At 41.8% G+C, this 14738-nt stretch carries 17 protein-coding genes; 13 read left to right on the top strand and 4 right to left on the bottom strand.

Going from position 1 to position 14738, the window contains the following annotated elements; genetic code table 11:
• Window positions 1–146 precede the first annotated feature (146 nt).
• The gene (locus B2U10_RS09785; protein ID WP_290787179.1) at window positions 147–620 is read right to left on the bottom strand and encodes a DUF2268 domain-containing putative Zn-dependent protease; all 474 of its coding nucleotides are present in this window, start codon (window positions 618–620) and stop codon (window positions 147–149) included.
• Between the two features lie 262 nt (window positions 621–882).
• Window positions 883–1758 carry a LysR family transcriptional regulator gene (locus tag B2U10_RS09780; protein ID WP_290787175.1) on the bottom strand — a complete coding sequence of 292 codons (876 nt, stop codon included), beginning with the start codon at window positions 1756–1758 and terminating at the stop codon, window positions 883–885.
• 149 nt (window positions 1759–1907) lie between these two features.
• On the opposite strand from B2U10_RS09780, the gene B2U10_RS09775 reads away from it, so the two are divergent.
• The 6 genes from B2U10_RS09775 to sstT all read left to right on the top strand — a co-directional run bounded on the left by B2U10_RS09775 (window position 1908) and on the right by sstT (window position 7833).
• Window positions 1908–3041: an NADH-dependent flavin oxidoreductase gene (locus B2U10_RS09775; RefSeq protein WP_290773693.1), complete on the top strand. Its 1134-nt coding sequence runs from the start codon at window positions 1908–1910 to the stop codon at window positions 3039–3041.
• 4 nt (window positions 3042–3045) lie between these two features.
• A complete protein-coding gene (locus B2U10_RS09770) occupies window positions 3046–3987 on the top strand; it encodes a DMT family transporter (RefSeq protein ID WP_414655318.1) in 942 nt (313 codons plus the stop codon).
• A gap of 381 nt (window positions 3988–4368) precedes the next feature.
• A complete protein-coding gene (locus B2U10_RS09765; RefSeq protein ID WP_290787172.1) occupies window positions 4369–4626 on the top strand; it encodes a hypothetical protein in 258 nt (85 codons plus the stop codon).
• Between the two features lie 43 nt (window positions 4627–4669).
• The gene (locus B2U10_RS09760) at window positions 4670–5161 is read left to right on the top strand and encodes a hypothetical protein (RefSeq protein ID WP_290787170.1); all 492 of its coding nucleotides are present in this window, start codon (window positions 4670–4672) and stop codon (window positions 5159–5161) included.
• Window positions 5162–5250: 89 nt separating this feature from the next.
• Window positions 5251–5934 carry a hypothetical protein gene (locus tag B2U10_RS09755; protein ID WP_290787167.1) on the top strand — a complete coding sequence of 228 codons (684 nt, stop codon included), beginning with the start codon at window positions 5251–5253 and terminating at the stop codon, window positions 5932–5934.
• Window positions 5935–6561: 627 nt separating this feature from the next.
• The gene (gene sstT / locus B2U10_RS09750) at window positions 6562–7833 is read left to right on the top strand and encodes a serine/threonine transporter SstT (RefSeq protein WP_035408270.1); all 1272 of its coding nucleotides are present in this window, start codon (window positions 6562–6564) and stop codon (window positions 7831–7833) included.
• Window positions 7834–7946: 113 nt separating this feature from the next.
• On the opposite strand, the gene B2U10_RS09745 is transcribed toward sstT, so the two are convergent.
• Together B2U10_RS09745 and B2U10_RS09740 are read right to left on the bottom strand one after the other, a co-directional pair.
• Window positions 7947–8333, bottom strand: coding sequence for a hypothetical protein (locus B2U10_RS09745; protein WP_290749925.1), 387 nt, complete (start codon window positions 8331–8333; stop codon window positions 7947–7949).
• 204 nt (window positions 8334–8537) lie between these two features.
• Window positions 8538–8783: a hypothetical protein gene (locus B2U10_RS09740; RefSeq protein WP_290787685.1), complete on the bottom strand. Its 246-nt coding sequence runs from the start codon at window positions 8781–8783 to the stop codon at window positions 8538–8540.
• A gap of 83 nt (window positions 8784–8866) precedes the next feature.
• Between B2U10_RS09740 and B2U10_RS09735 the strand changes: the two genes are divergently transcribed.
• The 7 genes from B2U10_RS09735 to B2U10_RS09705 all read left to right on the top strand — a co-directional run bounded on the left by B2U10_RS09735 (window position 8867) and on the right by B2U10_RS09705 (window position 14722).
• A complete protein-coding gene (locus B2U10_RS09735) occupies window positions 8867–10141 on the top strand; it encodes an alkaline ceramidase (RefSeq protein ID WP_290787164.1) in 1275 nt (424 codons plus the stop codon).
• Window positions 10142–10440: 299 nt separating this feature from the next.
• Window positions 10441–10689, top strand: a complete 249-nt coding sequence (locus tag B2U10_RS09730; protein WP_290749930.1) for a hypothetical protein — start codon at window positions 10441–10443, stop codon at window positions 10687–10689.
• A 79-nt stretch (window positions 10690–10768) separates the two neighbouring features.
• Window positions 10769–11248 carry a DUF4825 domain-containing protein gene (locus B2U10_RS09725; RefSeq protein ID WP_290773710.1) on the top strand — a complete coding sequence of 160 codons (480 nt, stop codon included), beginning with the start codon at window positions 10769–10771 and terminating at the stop codon, window positions 11246–11248.
• Between the two features lie 143 nt (window positions 11249–11391).
• Window positions 11392–11739 (top strand): PadR family transcriptional regulator, encoded by a 348-nt coding sequence (locus tag B2U10_RS09720; RefSeq protein ID WP_290749936.1) that lies wholly within the window; start codon window positions 11392–11394, stop codon window positions 11737–11739.
• On the top strand, window positions 11732–12448 hold the full coding sequence (locus B2U10_RS09715) for a hypothetical protein (RefSeq protein ID WP_290749940.1): 717 nt from the start codon (window positions 11732–11734) through the stop codon (window positions 12446–12448). The genes B2U10_RS09720 and B2U10_RS09715 overlap by 8 nt, the downstream gene beginning before the upstream one ends.
• A 10-nt stretch (window positions 12449–12458) precedes the next feature.
• Complete coding sequence (locus B2U10_RS09710) at window positions 12459–13244, top strand: ABC transporter permease (protein WP_290787161.1); 786 nt, start codon at window positions 12459–12461, stop codon at window positions 13242–13244.
• Window positions 13241–14722 carry a hypothetical protein gene (locus B2U10_RS09705; RefSeq protein ID WP_290787158.1) on the top strand — a complete coding sequence of 494 codons (1482 nt, stop codon included), beginning with the start codon at window positions 13241–13243 and terminating at the stop codon, window positions 14720–14722. Before B2U10_RS09710 ends, B2U10_RS09705 begins: the two co-directional genes overlap by 4 nt.
• Window positions 14723–14738 lie beyond the last annotated feature (16 nt).

The following is a 14738-nucleotide window of genomic DNA, read 5'->3' as shown; positions in this document are numbered from 1 at the left end:
TCTGTACCTTGATCTTTCTTTGTATAGATATTGGTCCATATTAAGATGTTATTGAGTGCGATAGAGAAATTTTCCTGCGATACGTAAACTGATATTGTTATTTCATCTGTCTGTTTTTTATGGAATGTATCAAAAATATAGTTCTCTCACTGAAGTAACTTTTGGTATTTGTATCCTTTCAAAAGATCAGCTTCACCTTTAAAGGACCATTCCTCTATTTTAGAATCTGGTTGTAATTTAAAATAATGGTCGAGGATATCGTGTCCTAAATTATAGTTACTCCAGCGGGGAATGTCTTTTTGGGGACTACCGCCCACAAGGTCCTCGTATGTAGCTTCACCAGATTGAATCAATTTTGCGACATGTTTTTTCGTCTTTTCATCCATTGGAGTATCCCATGGGGCCTTCACATCTTTGAGGACTCGGTCAGCAAAAGCATCCACTTTTCCCTCGATAATGACCGAATCGAGTAATTTGTTCATCTGATATTTATTTCTGTCATGGAGAATCAAATGATGGTATTCATGCGCAACCGTATAAGCTAAAGCATCCTTATCGAAATTCGAATTTATATATAGAACAACCGCATCTTTATATGCCCCTGCTGCTACTCCGCCCATAGGTTGGAAAACTCACGAATCCTCCACCTCTAAGCAACGCGAAGGTGGAGGTAGATCAACTATGTCTCTACTCGATATAGCGTATCAAATCCATTATATATACTCACTGCGTGATAAGGAGGCGAATCGTGTGCTACCTATCTGCAGAATGTTATCTTATCTTACCAACTCTTCGAAAGGAGTACATGGACAAAGCGCTTGTTCCTGAATCTGTGCTATCCGTAAGTGAATGTATCTGTACGCACTATCCTAATATCAATAATTAGATTTCATGACTATCGAAATGTGCTTTCACGATCTTGAGAAATTCTTTGGAAAGAGGCGTCATTTTGTCTGAGGACTTGACAATTAATCCGAGATGTCTAACCACAGGAGGATGTAAGGGTAATAGATGAACATGAGTCTCCCGTTTAGGGACTGCCAAGTTTGGCATAATACTAATACCTAATTTTCCTTTCACCATAGACAGTACAGTTTCATTCTCCTTACTATTATATGAGGTACGTAATGAAAGACCAGCTTTACGAAATTCCTCCTCGATAAGGACTTCACATCCAGATCGTAACATGATGAATGATTCCTCTTCGAAATCAGCTATCGTAACAACATCTTTTTCTATAAAAGGGTGTCCATCATATACGACAACAGATAAAGGATCTTGCGTCAGTGCTATACTCTCGAAACCTTTAACTGGTAATGCTGTAAAACCGAGATCCACCGTACCTTCTTCCACCCACTTTTCAATATCATCATAGCCACCCTCATACAACACCAATTCAACATTCTGGAAACGTTCTTTGAATATAGAAAACAAAATCGGTATAAAGGTAGCTGTAAAACTTGGGAAACTCCCAACAACAATCTTTCCTAATTCTAATCCTTGCAAAGAAGAAACTTTTTGCTCTATATGAGCCATGTTTGTCACAATATTGCGTATGTGTGGAATAATATATTCGCCTGCAGTAGTTAACGATGTCCCACCTCGTCCTCGATTCAAAAGTGTTACTCCTAGTTCAGATTCCAGTGTTGTAATGTTATGACTTACTCCAGATTGTGTCAGTCCAATCTTTTGACCTGCTTTCGTAAAACTACCACTTTCCACTACGTTTAAAAGCACTTCTAATTGAAATAAATTCAATGTACTTCACATCCTTTTCTGCATTATACATGAGAGATACAAATGATAAGAATGAAAAACATTCATTTTACTTATTTTATTTTTACAAATACACTAAAAACAGACAGATTGAATCAAAAAATAAAAAGAATTGGAGAGTGGATGTATTGATGAATCAGAAGTATGAAAAAATCCTTTCACCTTATACCTTGTCGAATGGAGTAACTTTGGCGAATCGAGTCGTTGTTGCACCGATGACCACCTATTCAGGAAATATAGATGGAAGCGTCTCTTCCGGAGAGTTGGATTACTATAGCAGAAGAGCACAAGGACCAGCTATGTTTATTACCGCGGCTGCGACCATTTCATCACTCGGGACTAGTTTTCCTCGTCAAATGAAAGCATATGGAGAACACAATATACCAGGTCTTTCGCAGTTGGCTAATAAAATAAAAGAAAAGGGAGCAAGAGCAATCCTTCAACTTCATCATGGAGGTAGCGAGAGTCTAATCGGATACATAAGTGAAAGGCGAATGGTTAGCCCGAGTGGTATCGTGGCGAGCCTTTACAAGGATTCAAGTGATGATTACGTTCCACGTGCGTTAGAACACGAAGAAATTCTATCTACTATTCAGGATTTTGGACGAGCAACGGAGATAGCTATACGTGCAGGGTTTGATGGTGTGGAAATTCATGGAGCCAACGGATATCTGATTCAACAATTTTTTTCGAGATATTCAAATCTTCGAACAGATATGTGGGGAGGAACACTAGAAAAACGGATGTCCTTTCCATTAGCTGTTATTGAAGAAGTAAAACGAGTCCGAGATCAATATGCGAACAATAATTTTATTATTGGTTATCGCTTCTCACCAGAAGAACCAGAAAAGAATGGTTTGAACATGGAGGAAACAATCGCCTTTGTAGATCGATTGTCTAATCAAGGCTTGTCGTACCTCCATCTTTCAGTCAAAAACGTTTGGTCCATGCCTCGAAGTGGTTCAAATCAAACAAAAACAAGATCAGAGATTTTTCGGGATGTGATTGCGGATAGAACAAGTTTTCTGTCACTCGGTTCTATACACACACCAGATGATGCCTTGAACGTATTAGAACAAGGAATTCCATTATTCGGATTAGGAAGAGAGTTATTAATGGAACCAGATTGGGTTCGAAAACTAATAGCAGGAAGAGAAGAAGAAATTCGTACGACCTTGTCACGCGATGATCAACAAACGCTCTCCATTCCGGATGAAATGTGGAAAAATATTCTTACGCGTGATGGATTGCCTGCACAACGATGAATAAATGTGTAAGCAAAAAGGGGAGATAGACGTGAACAAGAATGCTTTGTTTCAACTAAGTATAGCTATGACTATCTTTGGATCAATTGGCTTTTTTTCAACTTTTACAGGTCTTCCGGCAATTGAATTAGTGTGGGTTCGATGTATTTGTGCTGCTGTATTTCTTATAATGGCATGGATCGTATCTGGACGCTTTAAAAGGGAAAAATGGAATAGGAAAGAACTCATATACATTGCTTGTTGTGGTATGACGAATGTTTGTAATTGGGTGTTTCTTTTTAAAGCATTTGAAAGAACGTCCATTACAATTGCCATAACCTTATATCACTTAGCTCCTATTATTGTTCTTGTGATGGGTAGTCTTTTCTTTAAAGAAAAAAAGACGAAACTCATGTATGTATCTATGTTAGTTTGTTTTATTGGAACATTGAGTATTATAGGTACCGATGGTGTGCGGTTTGCTTCAGAAAGCTGGAGGGGGATCGTGTACAGCATCATCGCAGCATGTTTCTATGCAGCAACAATGCTGCTAGGAAAGAGTATTACAAAAACTAGTGTATATGCGACCACTTTTATTCAAATGGTGATCGGTCTGATTGTGTTACTTCCATTCATTCATTTTAATAACTATCAAGCAATTGATACTTCTCAGTGGATGTACGTCACTGTAACCGGAGTTATTCATACAGGTATAGTTTATTTTCTGTTTTTCAATAGCATTCGTCATTTACCAACGACAGTTGTCTCTTCTATGGTTTTTGTCGACCCTACAGTGGCTATTTTATTAGACGTTTTTTTCGGAAATGTGTATCTAAGGTGGCTACAGCTATTCGGTATATTGTGTATTTTCATCGGATTGTTTTATTCGCTTAAAGCAAGCAGTCATATTGCTAGTATCACTGAAGAGAACTATATTACTCGAACAGGAAAAGTAAGAAAGCAGTAAGCTATATTCTTTTAAGAACCATTCTTTCTTTTTGATGTAAATAATCCTAAGAGACCTATGAATGTATGCAGAAAATCTATTCCATAAAATTAGGAATAGATTTTCTGTTTATTTCTACAAACTTGACGTCATGTTGAAACAAAATCCTTCATCTTATCACTAAAGAGATAGTTTTCAATTTTATATGGTAGTCATCTGACTAATTTATTATTTTAGGCAAAAAGATACATATGAAATCGAAAATACATTATCCATTTAATAGAAAAGTTAGTGATTGAAACTTAATAAAAAAAATATCGTATGTATTAGTTGTATAATAACTTTTATGAAAACATAATGACTTACTAAACGAAACAAATACATTTGCCGGAGGGAACATCTATGGTATTAGCTTTCCTTGGCCTTGGTATCGGATTCTTTTTATTAACGTTAGGCATCTATTTCATTCGGTCGAAGCATGCGTTGAAGACGCCTTTAGCAGGACACGGAGATAGCGTCGACACGGTGGATTCATTCGTACTCAGTATTATTTTGTCGATTGGTGTTATCCTATTTTGTTCGTTGACCGTCAGACATTACGGTTACGTCTGTGTCTTAAGTGGTCTGTTCATACTATACGCGGTCAGCGCAACATGGTGAGACCTAGAAAAAGTTAGAAAGCAAGTTAATGGGAGCTCAAATCATGATTCAATTAGTCAAACAAGTCGACGATCATGTGTATCACATCGTCTTTCACCAAGAAGGGCGTACTTTATTCTGCCGGGAAGGAATTGCCCGAAAAGAGCAAGCGATTGATAGCGAGGACATGATGGAAACGAATGAGGAGTCCGCGACGAAGCGGATCGTCTTCAAAAGTCCCTTGCGCGCGTATCGTCAGAAAAAAGCATGGGTACGTGAAAAATTAGACGATGGATACATGCGATCACCTTTTGCTCTGTCTGAAGTGATGGATTTTCGTTCAGATCGACGGATCATAAAGTTGCGCATTTTAAGCGCTTTACTCGTCCTATTGAGTGGATTACTGACGCTGACCGATATCTTACTGATTCCGGGATACATAACACTCGTCGTTCTGATGCTTTTCTGGCCGATGCATCTCGAAGGGAAATCCGCGCATGTTCGCGTTAGCGGGCTCATCAAAAAACTATTTATCACCAATCAATCTCTCAATTAACGGAACGATCTGTCTCATCTCAGGATTCATTCTCCTGTTGTATGCGTCAGAACAACTAAAGGAACTTGCGACGAAAGGAATCACATATCATGACGAATCAACAAACGAAGGTGATTGAACTCAAGCGTAATAATGGTCAAACGACCGACTACTGGGTCAGTTACCGGATGGGGCGCACGCTGTATCAGGTATCCGTACAAGAACAAGCGGATGGTCAAACGGATGAAGGGGAGGTTGTCAAAGAACGTTTTCCGTTCTATTTCGGAATGAAAAAGCGGATGCTCGACTTAGCAGAAGAGAGAGAAGCAATTGGTTTTCGACCGTTGACCGAAGAGGAGAAAGCAACGCCTGTCATTGAGGAAGAAGAACCGACGCTCGATCCTGCTTTCTTCAAGCCAGTTATTCGATACGCCTGGTTGATGCTTAGTCTTGGAATCCTCCTGTTTCTCCTGCCTTCACCGATCCTAAACGGACTCGCGTTCGGACTCGGCTTATTCGTCTGGTATGAGACGTTTGGACAAGCCGGAATGCCGCGCAACTACCAGAGATATTTCCACGGGATGTTAGCTGGATTGACGATTTTACAGGTTTTATCTGCGATTGAGTTGGAACGATTTGCTCAACCGTATTATGCGACGATCTGTGTGATATCAGCAATTGTATTGGTTCTTCTAGTCGTACAGCACCGATTGAAAGAAACCGATCAAATCGGTCAGGAGGAAAGTATTCGGGTTAGGAAAATAAAGGACTATCCGGATGACTTAGATCTTTAAAAACTCATTTGCTCAACTTTCGGAAAACTGGAAGACTTCAGGATGCTGTAAAATATAGGCATCACTTAAATCATTTTAGTCAGTCTATTGTAAGAAACATATGGATGTCATACCAAATGATTAATATATTTTAGAACTGATCTTACTTGTCTGGGCGATTGGTGCACTCGTCATCATCATTACGCAAGCGCGAAACACATTTGGTGTTTATTCCTTTGTGGAGATATTTTTGATTCTTGAGATTTTATTACTTGTTGTTCTTTTGATTGCCAAATGCAAAAAAATAATGGTCTTTTAAGTAGTAAAGGAAGGTCAGTTAACACTCATACATAAAGATTTAGTTAACATAATGAAGTGGGAGACAGTATGATCCGTTTCCTACTTTTTTTGTAATTATGCAATCGATTGCATTCGTATTCTTATTTAACATCCAGGAAAAGGAATTATATTTCTTGCAAAAAACTAGTTTTTATTTCTTAGGATTTATGTAAAAATAGAAAACAATAAACTGAGAGAATTTTTTGAAAAGTGAGCGACCAGATCATTCATCGTTTTGGAATGAGAGAGAGAAGTCATCATTTTTCGAATTCTAAATATCTTATTTTTTGAAAGCCTGGAGGGGAATGTATGAAATTGTTGAAGATGTGGAACCAAATCAGTTTAGTGAAACAAATCGCGATCGGCTTAGTTATTGGTATTATTTTAGCCGTCACGATTCCTGAAGTAGCGAGTTCATTGACCATCTTTGGAACATTATTTGTCTCCTCACTAAAGGCAGTCGCGCCGATTTTGGTCTTTTTCCTAGTCATGGCTTCGATTGTGCAACATAAAAAGGGACAGCAAACGAACATGAAATCAATCATCTTCTTATACCTGCTCGGTACTTTTTTAGCGGGTGCGATTGCGGTCATCGTTAGTTTCTTGTTCCCGGTTTCGATAACATTGACAGAGAGCACAGAAAAGCTGACAGCTCCTGGGAATGCCATCGAAGTCCTGAAGACCCTTGTCTTGAACATGGTTGATAACCCCGTCAATGCATTAGTCCAAGCGAACTACATCGGCATTTTGACATGGGCGATCATCTTAGGATTAGCGCTTAAAAATGCATCGGATTCAACGAAAACGTTCATCTCGAACTTCTCCGATGCACTTGCGAAAATGGTTGGATGGATTATCAAGCTTGCGCCACTCGGCATTATGGGACTTGTCATCGGTTCGATTACGGAGAACGGTCTCTCGTCTCTTCTTGACTACGTGAGCCTGCTAGGGTTACTGATCGGTACGATGCTTGTCGTTGCACTCATCGTTAATCCATTGATCGTCTATATCAACGTCCGTCAAAATCCGTATCCGCTCGTTTTTAAATGTTTACGCGAAAGCGGCATCACGGCATTCTTTACTCGTAGTTCGGCTGCGAACATTCCGGTCAACATGGAACTATCGAAAAAGCTTGGACTTGATAAAGAGACGTACGGCATCTCAATTCCGCTTGGTGCAACAATCAACATGGCAGGAGCTGCCATTACGATTTCCGTCTTGACGCTTGCTGCGGTAAACACACTCGGTATCCAAGTTGATCTTCCAACAGCCATCATCTTAAGTGTCCTCGCTGCCGTCTGTGCGTGTGGCGCCTCTGGTGTCGCTGGGGGATCGCTTCTCTTGATTCCACTTGCGTGTAGCTTATTCGGGATTCCGAATGACGTCGCGATGCAAGTCGTTGCTGTCGGATTTGTCATCGGTGTGTTGCAAGATTCATTTGAGACAGCATTAAACTCGTCGACAGATGTCTTGTTCACTGCGACAGCTGAATATCGAAAACGGTTGAAAGAAGGCGAACACCTCTCGATTAATCGTCAATCGATGAATGAGGAAGTAGCAGAAAAAGTCGTTAACGGCTGATCAGATTCGCTATTATCTTAATAAGAAAAGGCATCCCAGTTGAGGATGCCTTTTCTTATAGACAACCCTCGTTTCGTGATTGAAATAAGGGGTTTCTACAAGTTGTAATCCATTTAACCTTCTCCTAAAGCAACGTATTTTTTTAATTTCCCTTTAAAACTCACCAAAAGAATTTCATTCCTTTCTTTCGTAGAGTATATGACGGTACCCTTTGAGAGCTTCGTGGCAGTTCCATTATCAAAATCGTATTGATCAGAACTCATTTTCTTGATTTCTCCGACTTTTTTACTCTTAGTGACTTCTGTTTTCTCTGCCCATTTTACATCTGATTTGTAGATCGTATCATTTAGTTGAAAAATGTCAGCAGTAGAATCTTCTCCTAATACGTCTAGTGCTGTCGGTTTTTCACTTGTATGTTGCATTTTCACTTCATTACTACAAGCAGCTAACGGCCATACAGTTATAATTGAGAGAGCGCATAACAAAACGATTCTTTTCATGACATAACCTCTTTCCCGTTTTTGTATGTTACTCCATGTCGACCATTTAACAACGGACTATCGGCAAAACAGGTCACAGGTTTCTGTTGTTCCATTCGTTTTAAATCCTGTCCGATGTATGCCCATCTGCTCACGAAACAGTCGAAGTGGGGCACACCCGTGACACGTGCGTTTCAGGAAATCGTCCTCGACCAATTCATGAAGTCAAAGTGAATCGAGTATCTCGACCCAAACTTGATAATAGATCTCTTCATCGAGGTGAACCGTTGCCGAACGTACGCGATAGTCTGGATTTTCCGCTAAATAAAAAGTAAGAATCGTCGCAACTTTAAAGTCAGGGGTGCAATAACCGGTGATTGACCGACCATGGATCTCGTTCGTGATCGAGTCCGCCCAGACTTCTGCTTCACGAAGCGTCTCGAACTGAAGCATCTCTTCCTTCCAACGAATCGACATCTTTATGTCCTCCTCTACTGTAGTTAATGTTATTATATGGAAGAAATAGTATGTTGTTCAAGGGGGGAACGTCAGACATGAGTCGTTTTGGAATGCATCGGGAAGTAATCAATCCGCCGCTCGGTACTGCCTTCATCGGTTATCACCGAGAAGTCGGTATTGCAAGCATACACGATCCGCTATATGTCACAGCGAGCATCTTTGAGAGCGAGCAGACGACATCGGTCTTCGTCAGCATCGATAACATCGGCATGCTCGTCGGCGATACCGATACCATCCGTGAAGGCATCGCTGACCGGCTAGACGTCTCGAAGGAACAGATCACGGTCGTATATACGCATACACATTCAGGTCCAGCGACAGCGGGAACTGAACCGTTGACCGTCGCCTATAAAACGATCTTGACGCAACAAGCGATCGTATCTGCGGTCAAAGCAAGCAAAGTGATGCAGTTGGTCGAGATGGGTTGGGGTGTGACGACCGGAAAACTCGGAGTCAACCGACGGGAGAAAATAAATGGACAAGCGGTGATGGGAACAGATCCGTCTGGGGTGGCGGATGACCGAATTGGAACATTGTTAATTCGTCGGACCGGTGATGCGGGTCTCGTCGGAGCTTTCGTCTTTTGTACGGCGCATCCGAACGTCTTGAAATCAGACAGTGTCGTCTTATCCGGTGATTATCCGGGTGTCACTCGAACGCTACTCGAACAGGCACTCGGCTGCCCGGTCGTGATTGTTCAAGGCGCGACGGGGAACATCAATGCGAAATATCGTGGTGACCTAGCAAGTCTACAGAAGATGGCGTTTGCTCTAAGCGGACACGTCTTAATGACAATTCCGGATGTGTCGTTTCAACCGTTAACGCACCACCGGATTCAGTCAGTGATTTATCCGATGCGCTTAACAGAAGTACCGGCTGCGAACGTATTGCAAGACATGGCAACTTACGCTGAACAGACATGGGGCGTCAGCGCAGCACGATGGTTGGCGTACGTTCAGGAACGATCGGGAGCAACACTCACCATCCCGGTCGAAGTTCAATTGTTTGAACTAAACGAAGGGTCGTTCTCAGGCATCCCGATGGAGCCGTTCTGTGAGACAGCGCTACAGATAAAGTGGATGCGTCAAACGGAACTCGCCTTTTTCGGAGGCTATACGAACGGTTACATCGGTTATTTGCCGACAGCGGAAGAACATCCGTATGGTGGGTACGAGGTGGCAATCAATCCCGTCGTCTACGGTCCAGTGACAGGACTTTGGATGCCACCTGTACCGGGAACGGCGAACGACATCGTGAATCGTATCCAACAACTCTATGAAACGAACAACAACCCAGCTTCTCTCCTTTGAGAGGCCGGGTTGTTGTGATTACGACTTGATTTTTTTGATGATCCAGAATAAAGCGAAAACAAATCCGCATGTTAGGAAGATAAATAAAAAGAGCAGAATGAGTAAGTTAGACATTTGTAGCATCGGAGACCTCCGTGAATAGGTACAGCTAGATTTTCGAACTTTTCGAATAGTAATAGAGTAACATAGTAATTAACAAAATATAGGTAAATAGGTTGTTGTTTTAGATATTTCTTAATTTATTTACTTATTATATAAAAATAAGTTATTTTATTACATTTAGAAAAAGAGGGAATAACATGATCATCAAAAGATTTATTCTTAGTTTTGTCATCACTTATTTATTCCTCAGTTTGCTTTTATCCTTTAGCATCGGATATACGATCGATTGGATTCCTGAAGCAACTTTGACTCAAAAGATAAAAGGGTACGTCATTGAAGGGTTCACTCGTTTTAAAATTATAAAGCTTTTGATTGCTACAGGTGGAGGTACTGGGTACAGCCTACTCTACTTAAAACAAAGGGCATCGAGTTTATCAAAGCGTTGATTTCCTTTATTTTGAAACTTTTCTTTGCTTGATTCGTTTATTAGGATAAGAACGAGTCAACGTATTGGGGGAAATAAAATTGAAAAAGACAGTTGGTGCAATCATTTTAGCGAGCGGCATGCTAATACTCGGTGGTTGTGGAACAGCAGCGACACAAACCGATTTATTTAAGCAACAAGGTACATATCTAGGAGATAACAGTAGCGTACGAGACATCGTTCAACAGTTACCACATGGCGATCAGTTAAAGAAAATGGAACTTGCGACGAAAGAAAAGCCGTATCAACTAACGTTACGTTATGCTGGATACGAAGAAGGACAGGTCGAACAAAAAAGCAATCGTACGGCAATCTACAATGCAACAGCACTGTTCACATTGATTCCGAATGTCGACCGTGTCAACATGACGATCGAGGATGCTTCGTATCACTTTAAGAAACAACAGCTGCGCGATTGGTATGGAAAAGACTTTACGACGTACGATAATGAGAAAGCACTGAAGGCGTTCACGAAGCCTTTTATCGAAGATTCGAAGAAAGTAAACGACTTATTGAACTGAACCGACCGAGCACGCTCTTGAAAAGGAGTGTGCTTTTTTGTTGATTCATTCCCATAAGTTTTAAAAAGTACTTTGCATTACAGAGTAATTCAGTTTATCGTTAAGGAACTGAGACATCCAGAATAAGGAAGGGGTTGTACGAGATGGAAATCGATAAAGAATTATTAAAGGGGCACGTCGACACGATCATCTTGTCGTTGCTGAACGAACAAGACCGATACGGGTATGAAATCGCGAAGACGATCCGGCAAACGTCAGACGAGCAGTTCGAACTGAAAGAGGCGACACTCTATTTGTCACTCAAACGCCTTGAAAAAAAAGGATTCGTCATATCCTATTGGAGTGACGAAGCAGCGGGCGGCGGACGACGTAAATATTATGCGCTGACGACTGAAGGAAAAATCCTTCTTGCGAAAAAACGACTTGAATGGCGTTTTCTAAAGCAGCTACTCCCGAAGTTTCTTGAAGAGGGAGACGGCGCGCTTGAATAAACTCGATCATTTTGTCCATGACTTGTATCAAGATGCGGATGTGACGGATCCGGAAATCATCGACGTCATGGAAGAGACGCGAAGTCATCTTGAACAATCGGTGCGAGACTTGATGATTCAAGGTTATTCGGAAGAAGAAGCGACGAAGCTTGCCATGTATCGTTACGGTAGTAAGGAGCATGTCGATCAGCTCTTGACGTGGGTCTATCGAAAAGAGCGGACGTTCGCTTCGTGGTTGCTCCGCATCGGAATCAGCATCGCCGCTGCAACGATAGTGTTCTTTATCGGCACGATGATGTTGAGCCAGCATCAGTCGCTCGCCTATGCGGATGCCTTTTATGGCAATGAACGTTCGATTGAATCTTACGAACGCATTTTAGAAGAGCATCTGTTACTAATATCGATTTCCGGACAAGACGTTTCGTCCTCGCGTGACTTCACGGTTCACCGATCGATTTGGTTACCGGAGCTGTTCACTTCGCATGGCATGTATCTGATTGACGAACAGCACCTGACAACGACGGAAAGTTTCGATGTTACGAAATTCGGTGCTGTGCTTGCGCTAGTCGGCTTGACGATTTATCTCGTGACATCAATCATTTGGAGCGTCATCAAGCTTTATCATGCAGGACGATTGCATCTATTAAGTATCGTCTCAGTCGTATTCTTTAATGTACTGGGTTATTGGTTTTGGGCATTACGAAAATAGGAGGGGTCATATGTCGCAACAAATTAAGCTGATTTGGTCACAAGCATTCACGGTGAAGCAATGTGTACTCTATCTTTTGATCATCCTCGGTTTACCAACTCTTCAGTTCAGTTTCATTTATAAGAGTTACCAGTTCTTCCTACCGACAGAAGTATTCGAAGAGACGCTGTCAGGAACGATCCCGATGCTGTTTCCGATACTTGCAGTCTTGATTTTCTTGCCGATCTTCATCGCTGAATACAAGGATAACTATCTGACATACGTTCGAACGCGTGCCAGTCTAAAGGATTATCTATTTGCGGTCGGTTTCGTCAATGTGATGCTGACAGGATTTGTGTTCTTTTTAATGACAATCGTCACGTTCGTCCTCATTCGTTATGTCGAACCGTTTTTCGGTCTAGTCAATTACACGCCGCTAAGCGAAAAGACGCATGACGTAACGAATGCATTTTCATTCTTGGTGGACATTCACCCGTTACTCTATGCCGTTCTTTACGCCGCTTGGATTGGACTCAACGGAGCAGTGTACGCGACACTTGCTTACCTGTTGATCTTATCGCTCGAACAAGTCTATCTCGCAATTTCATTACCGTTCGTCGCCTACCATATCTTTAACTTCGTCGCTGGTATGATGCAAGCTCCACAATTCTCACCTATCAGTACGGTCTTTCCGTTTAACATCACGGAGCAGCCGCTTTGGACAGTGTTCGTACCGTTTACTGTTTTAATCGTTGTTAACTTCACGCTCTACCTGACGATGATTCGACCGAAACCGGAGTGGAGCTTTCAGTCATGATGAAGACACGGAATATTTTGATTGTACTGAAGAGTTTATTCATCCTCGTGATCAGTTACGTCGCATGGTATAGACGGCAAGAAGTATTGACGAAGGCGCAGGAGTTCGGCAGAAACGTCAACGCGTGGGACATCACGTTTGCGATTCAAAATGATATGTACCTGTTACTCTTTTTCCTGATGCCGTTACTCTTGTTCCTCTCGTTTCGAATGATTGAACAGCAATATGAACCGTCGATTTTGATTCGGGTCGGCTCATTTCGGAACTGGCTATACTACTCGACAAAATGGTATTTACGTGCCGTCCTACCCTTGTTCGGATGCGTCTTGCTACTGAGTCTTCTTAGTGCCAGCGATCAATCGTTTACGTTGCAATGGAGTACATACAGTCAAATCTCGACTAGTAGCAACATAAGTCATCATCTCAGCGCGACTTTTCGCTCACCACTGTCAGTGATTTTTTTACAACCGATTCTTTGGTTGCTTGCGAGCATTATGTTACATGGGTTCATGTGTCTTGCGTTTCTATTGCATGAAAAGCATAAGAGCTTGTTGCTACAGGCGGCAGTGGTAGTGATTTGGTGTATCTTCAGTTTTAAATCATCGTTTGGAGTAGGAGAGTTCTTTTCAGCCGCCGCGTATTTCTCTGTCGGGGCTGTATCCAATAGAATGCATCCTTGGATGGCACTCATCGTCCTCAGTATTGCGATTGCGCTGATCTATCTATCGGTCCAATGGATGCGACCGCTTCGTCAGCTACTGACTTCACGAAAGGAGTTCGTACCGTATCTTACCTATGCGATGATTGCCAGTCTGTATATCTTCCTCAGTAGTAACCGAGCGTCGACTGAGCTACAAACGATCGGTGATCTCTTCGTCGTCGCATTTTACGGTGTCAATGCAATGGACAGTTCGTTTCTTCAACTCATGTCGTATCTGATTCTTTTTTTCGGACTTGCTTATTTAAGTCAATTGCGTCTGCAAAATCAAATGACGGCAATCGGACCATACACGTGGATGCGTTACCAACGGCTCGAGAAATGGGCGTTTCACGTCTTCGTTAGGGAAGGACGTTTCTATCTACTTGCCCTCGCGTTTCTAATCATCGGAACAACAGGTATCGGAATATTGCAAGGGTTATCGTTGTCACTTTCGACTAGTCTCTTATCGATTTCGTCGATGCAATTGCTTCTACAACTGATCGGTATCTCGATGCTTCAACTGATGCTTTATTCGCTTTTGAGCTTCATCTTACTGTGGCAATTTCCGGACGGTTACGCGATGCTCGGGTTGTTTGGTGTCTTATCCGTCTTCTTGTTGCCAAACTTCAATCAATACGGAATCTTTCCGTCCGGACTGAACGGATTCGCTCAGCTTCAGTCGTTCAGTCTGACACATCTATTGTTCGTCTTGCTGATCTATCTTGGGCTTTCACTTGTCTGGTTATACTTTCTGTTTCAAAAAAGCATTCGTATATAAGGAGGACGTTTCGTGG

The sequence above is a fragment of the Exiguobacterium sp. UBA7533 genome (assembly GCF_002479335.1).
In the GTDB taxonomy this organism is placed as follows: domain Bacteria; phylum Bacillota; class Bacilli; order Exiguobacteriales; family Exiguobacteriaceae; genus Exiguobacterium_A.
This window is presented reverse-complemented; position numbering and strand designations above follow the sequence as displayed.

Bases quoted from the DNA above. Each gene is read 5' to 3' on its own strand.
- B2U10_RS09735 (WP_290787164.1), top strand. From the start codon at position 8,867: ATGAGTCGTTTTGGAATGCATCGGGAAGTAATCAATCCGCCGCTCGGT.
- B2U10_RS09710 (WP_290787161.1), top strand. From the start codon at position 12,459: ATGTCGCAACAAATTAAGCTGATTTGGTCACAAGCATTCACGGTGAAG.
- B2U10_RS09755 (WP_290787167.1), top strand. From the start codon at position 5,251: ATGACGAATCAACAAACGAAGGTGATTGAACTCAAGCGTAATAATGGT.
- B2U10_RS09760 (WP_290787170.1), top strand. From the start codon at position 4,670: ATGATTCAATTAGTCAAACAAGTCGACGATCATGTGTATCACATCGTC.
- B2U10_RS09720 (WP_290749936.1), top strand. From the start codon at position 11,392: ATGGAAATCGATAAAGAATTATTAAAGGGGCACGTCGACACGATCATC.
- B2U10_RS09730 (WP_290749930.1), top strand. From the start codon at position 10,441: ATGATCATCAAAAGATTTATTCTTAGTTTTGTCATCACTTATTTATTC.
- B2U10_RS09705 (WP_290787158.1), top strand. From the start codon at position 13,241: ATGATGAAGACACGGAATATTTTGATTGTACTGAAGAGTTTATTCATC.
- B2U10_RS09775 (WP_290773693.1), top strand. From the start codon at position 1,908: ATGAATCAGAAGTATGAAAAAATCCTTTCACCTTATACCTTGTCGAAT.
- B2U10_RS09785 (WP_290787179.1), bottom strand. From the start codon at position 620: ATGGGCGGAGTAGCAGCAGGGGCATATAAAGATGCGGTTGTTCTATAT.
- B2U10_RS09745 (WP_290749925.1), bottom strand. From the start codon at position 8,333: ATGAAAAGAATCGTTTTGTTATGCGCTCTCTCAATTATAACTGTATGG.
- B2U10_RS09765 (WP_290787172.1), top strand. From the start codon at position 4,369: ATGGTATTAGCTTTCCTTGGCCTTGGTATCGGATTCTTTTTATTAACG.
- B2U10_RS09770 (WP_414655318.1), top strand. From the start codon at position 3,046: ATGTGTAAGCAAAAAGGGGAGATAGACGTGAACAAGAATGCTTTGTTT.
- sstT (WP_035408270.1), top strand. From the start codon at position 6,562: ATGAAATTGTTGAAGATGTGGAACCAAATCAGTTTAGTGAAACAAATC.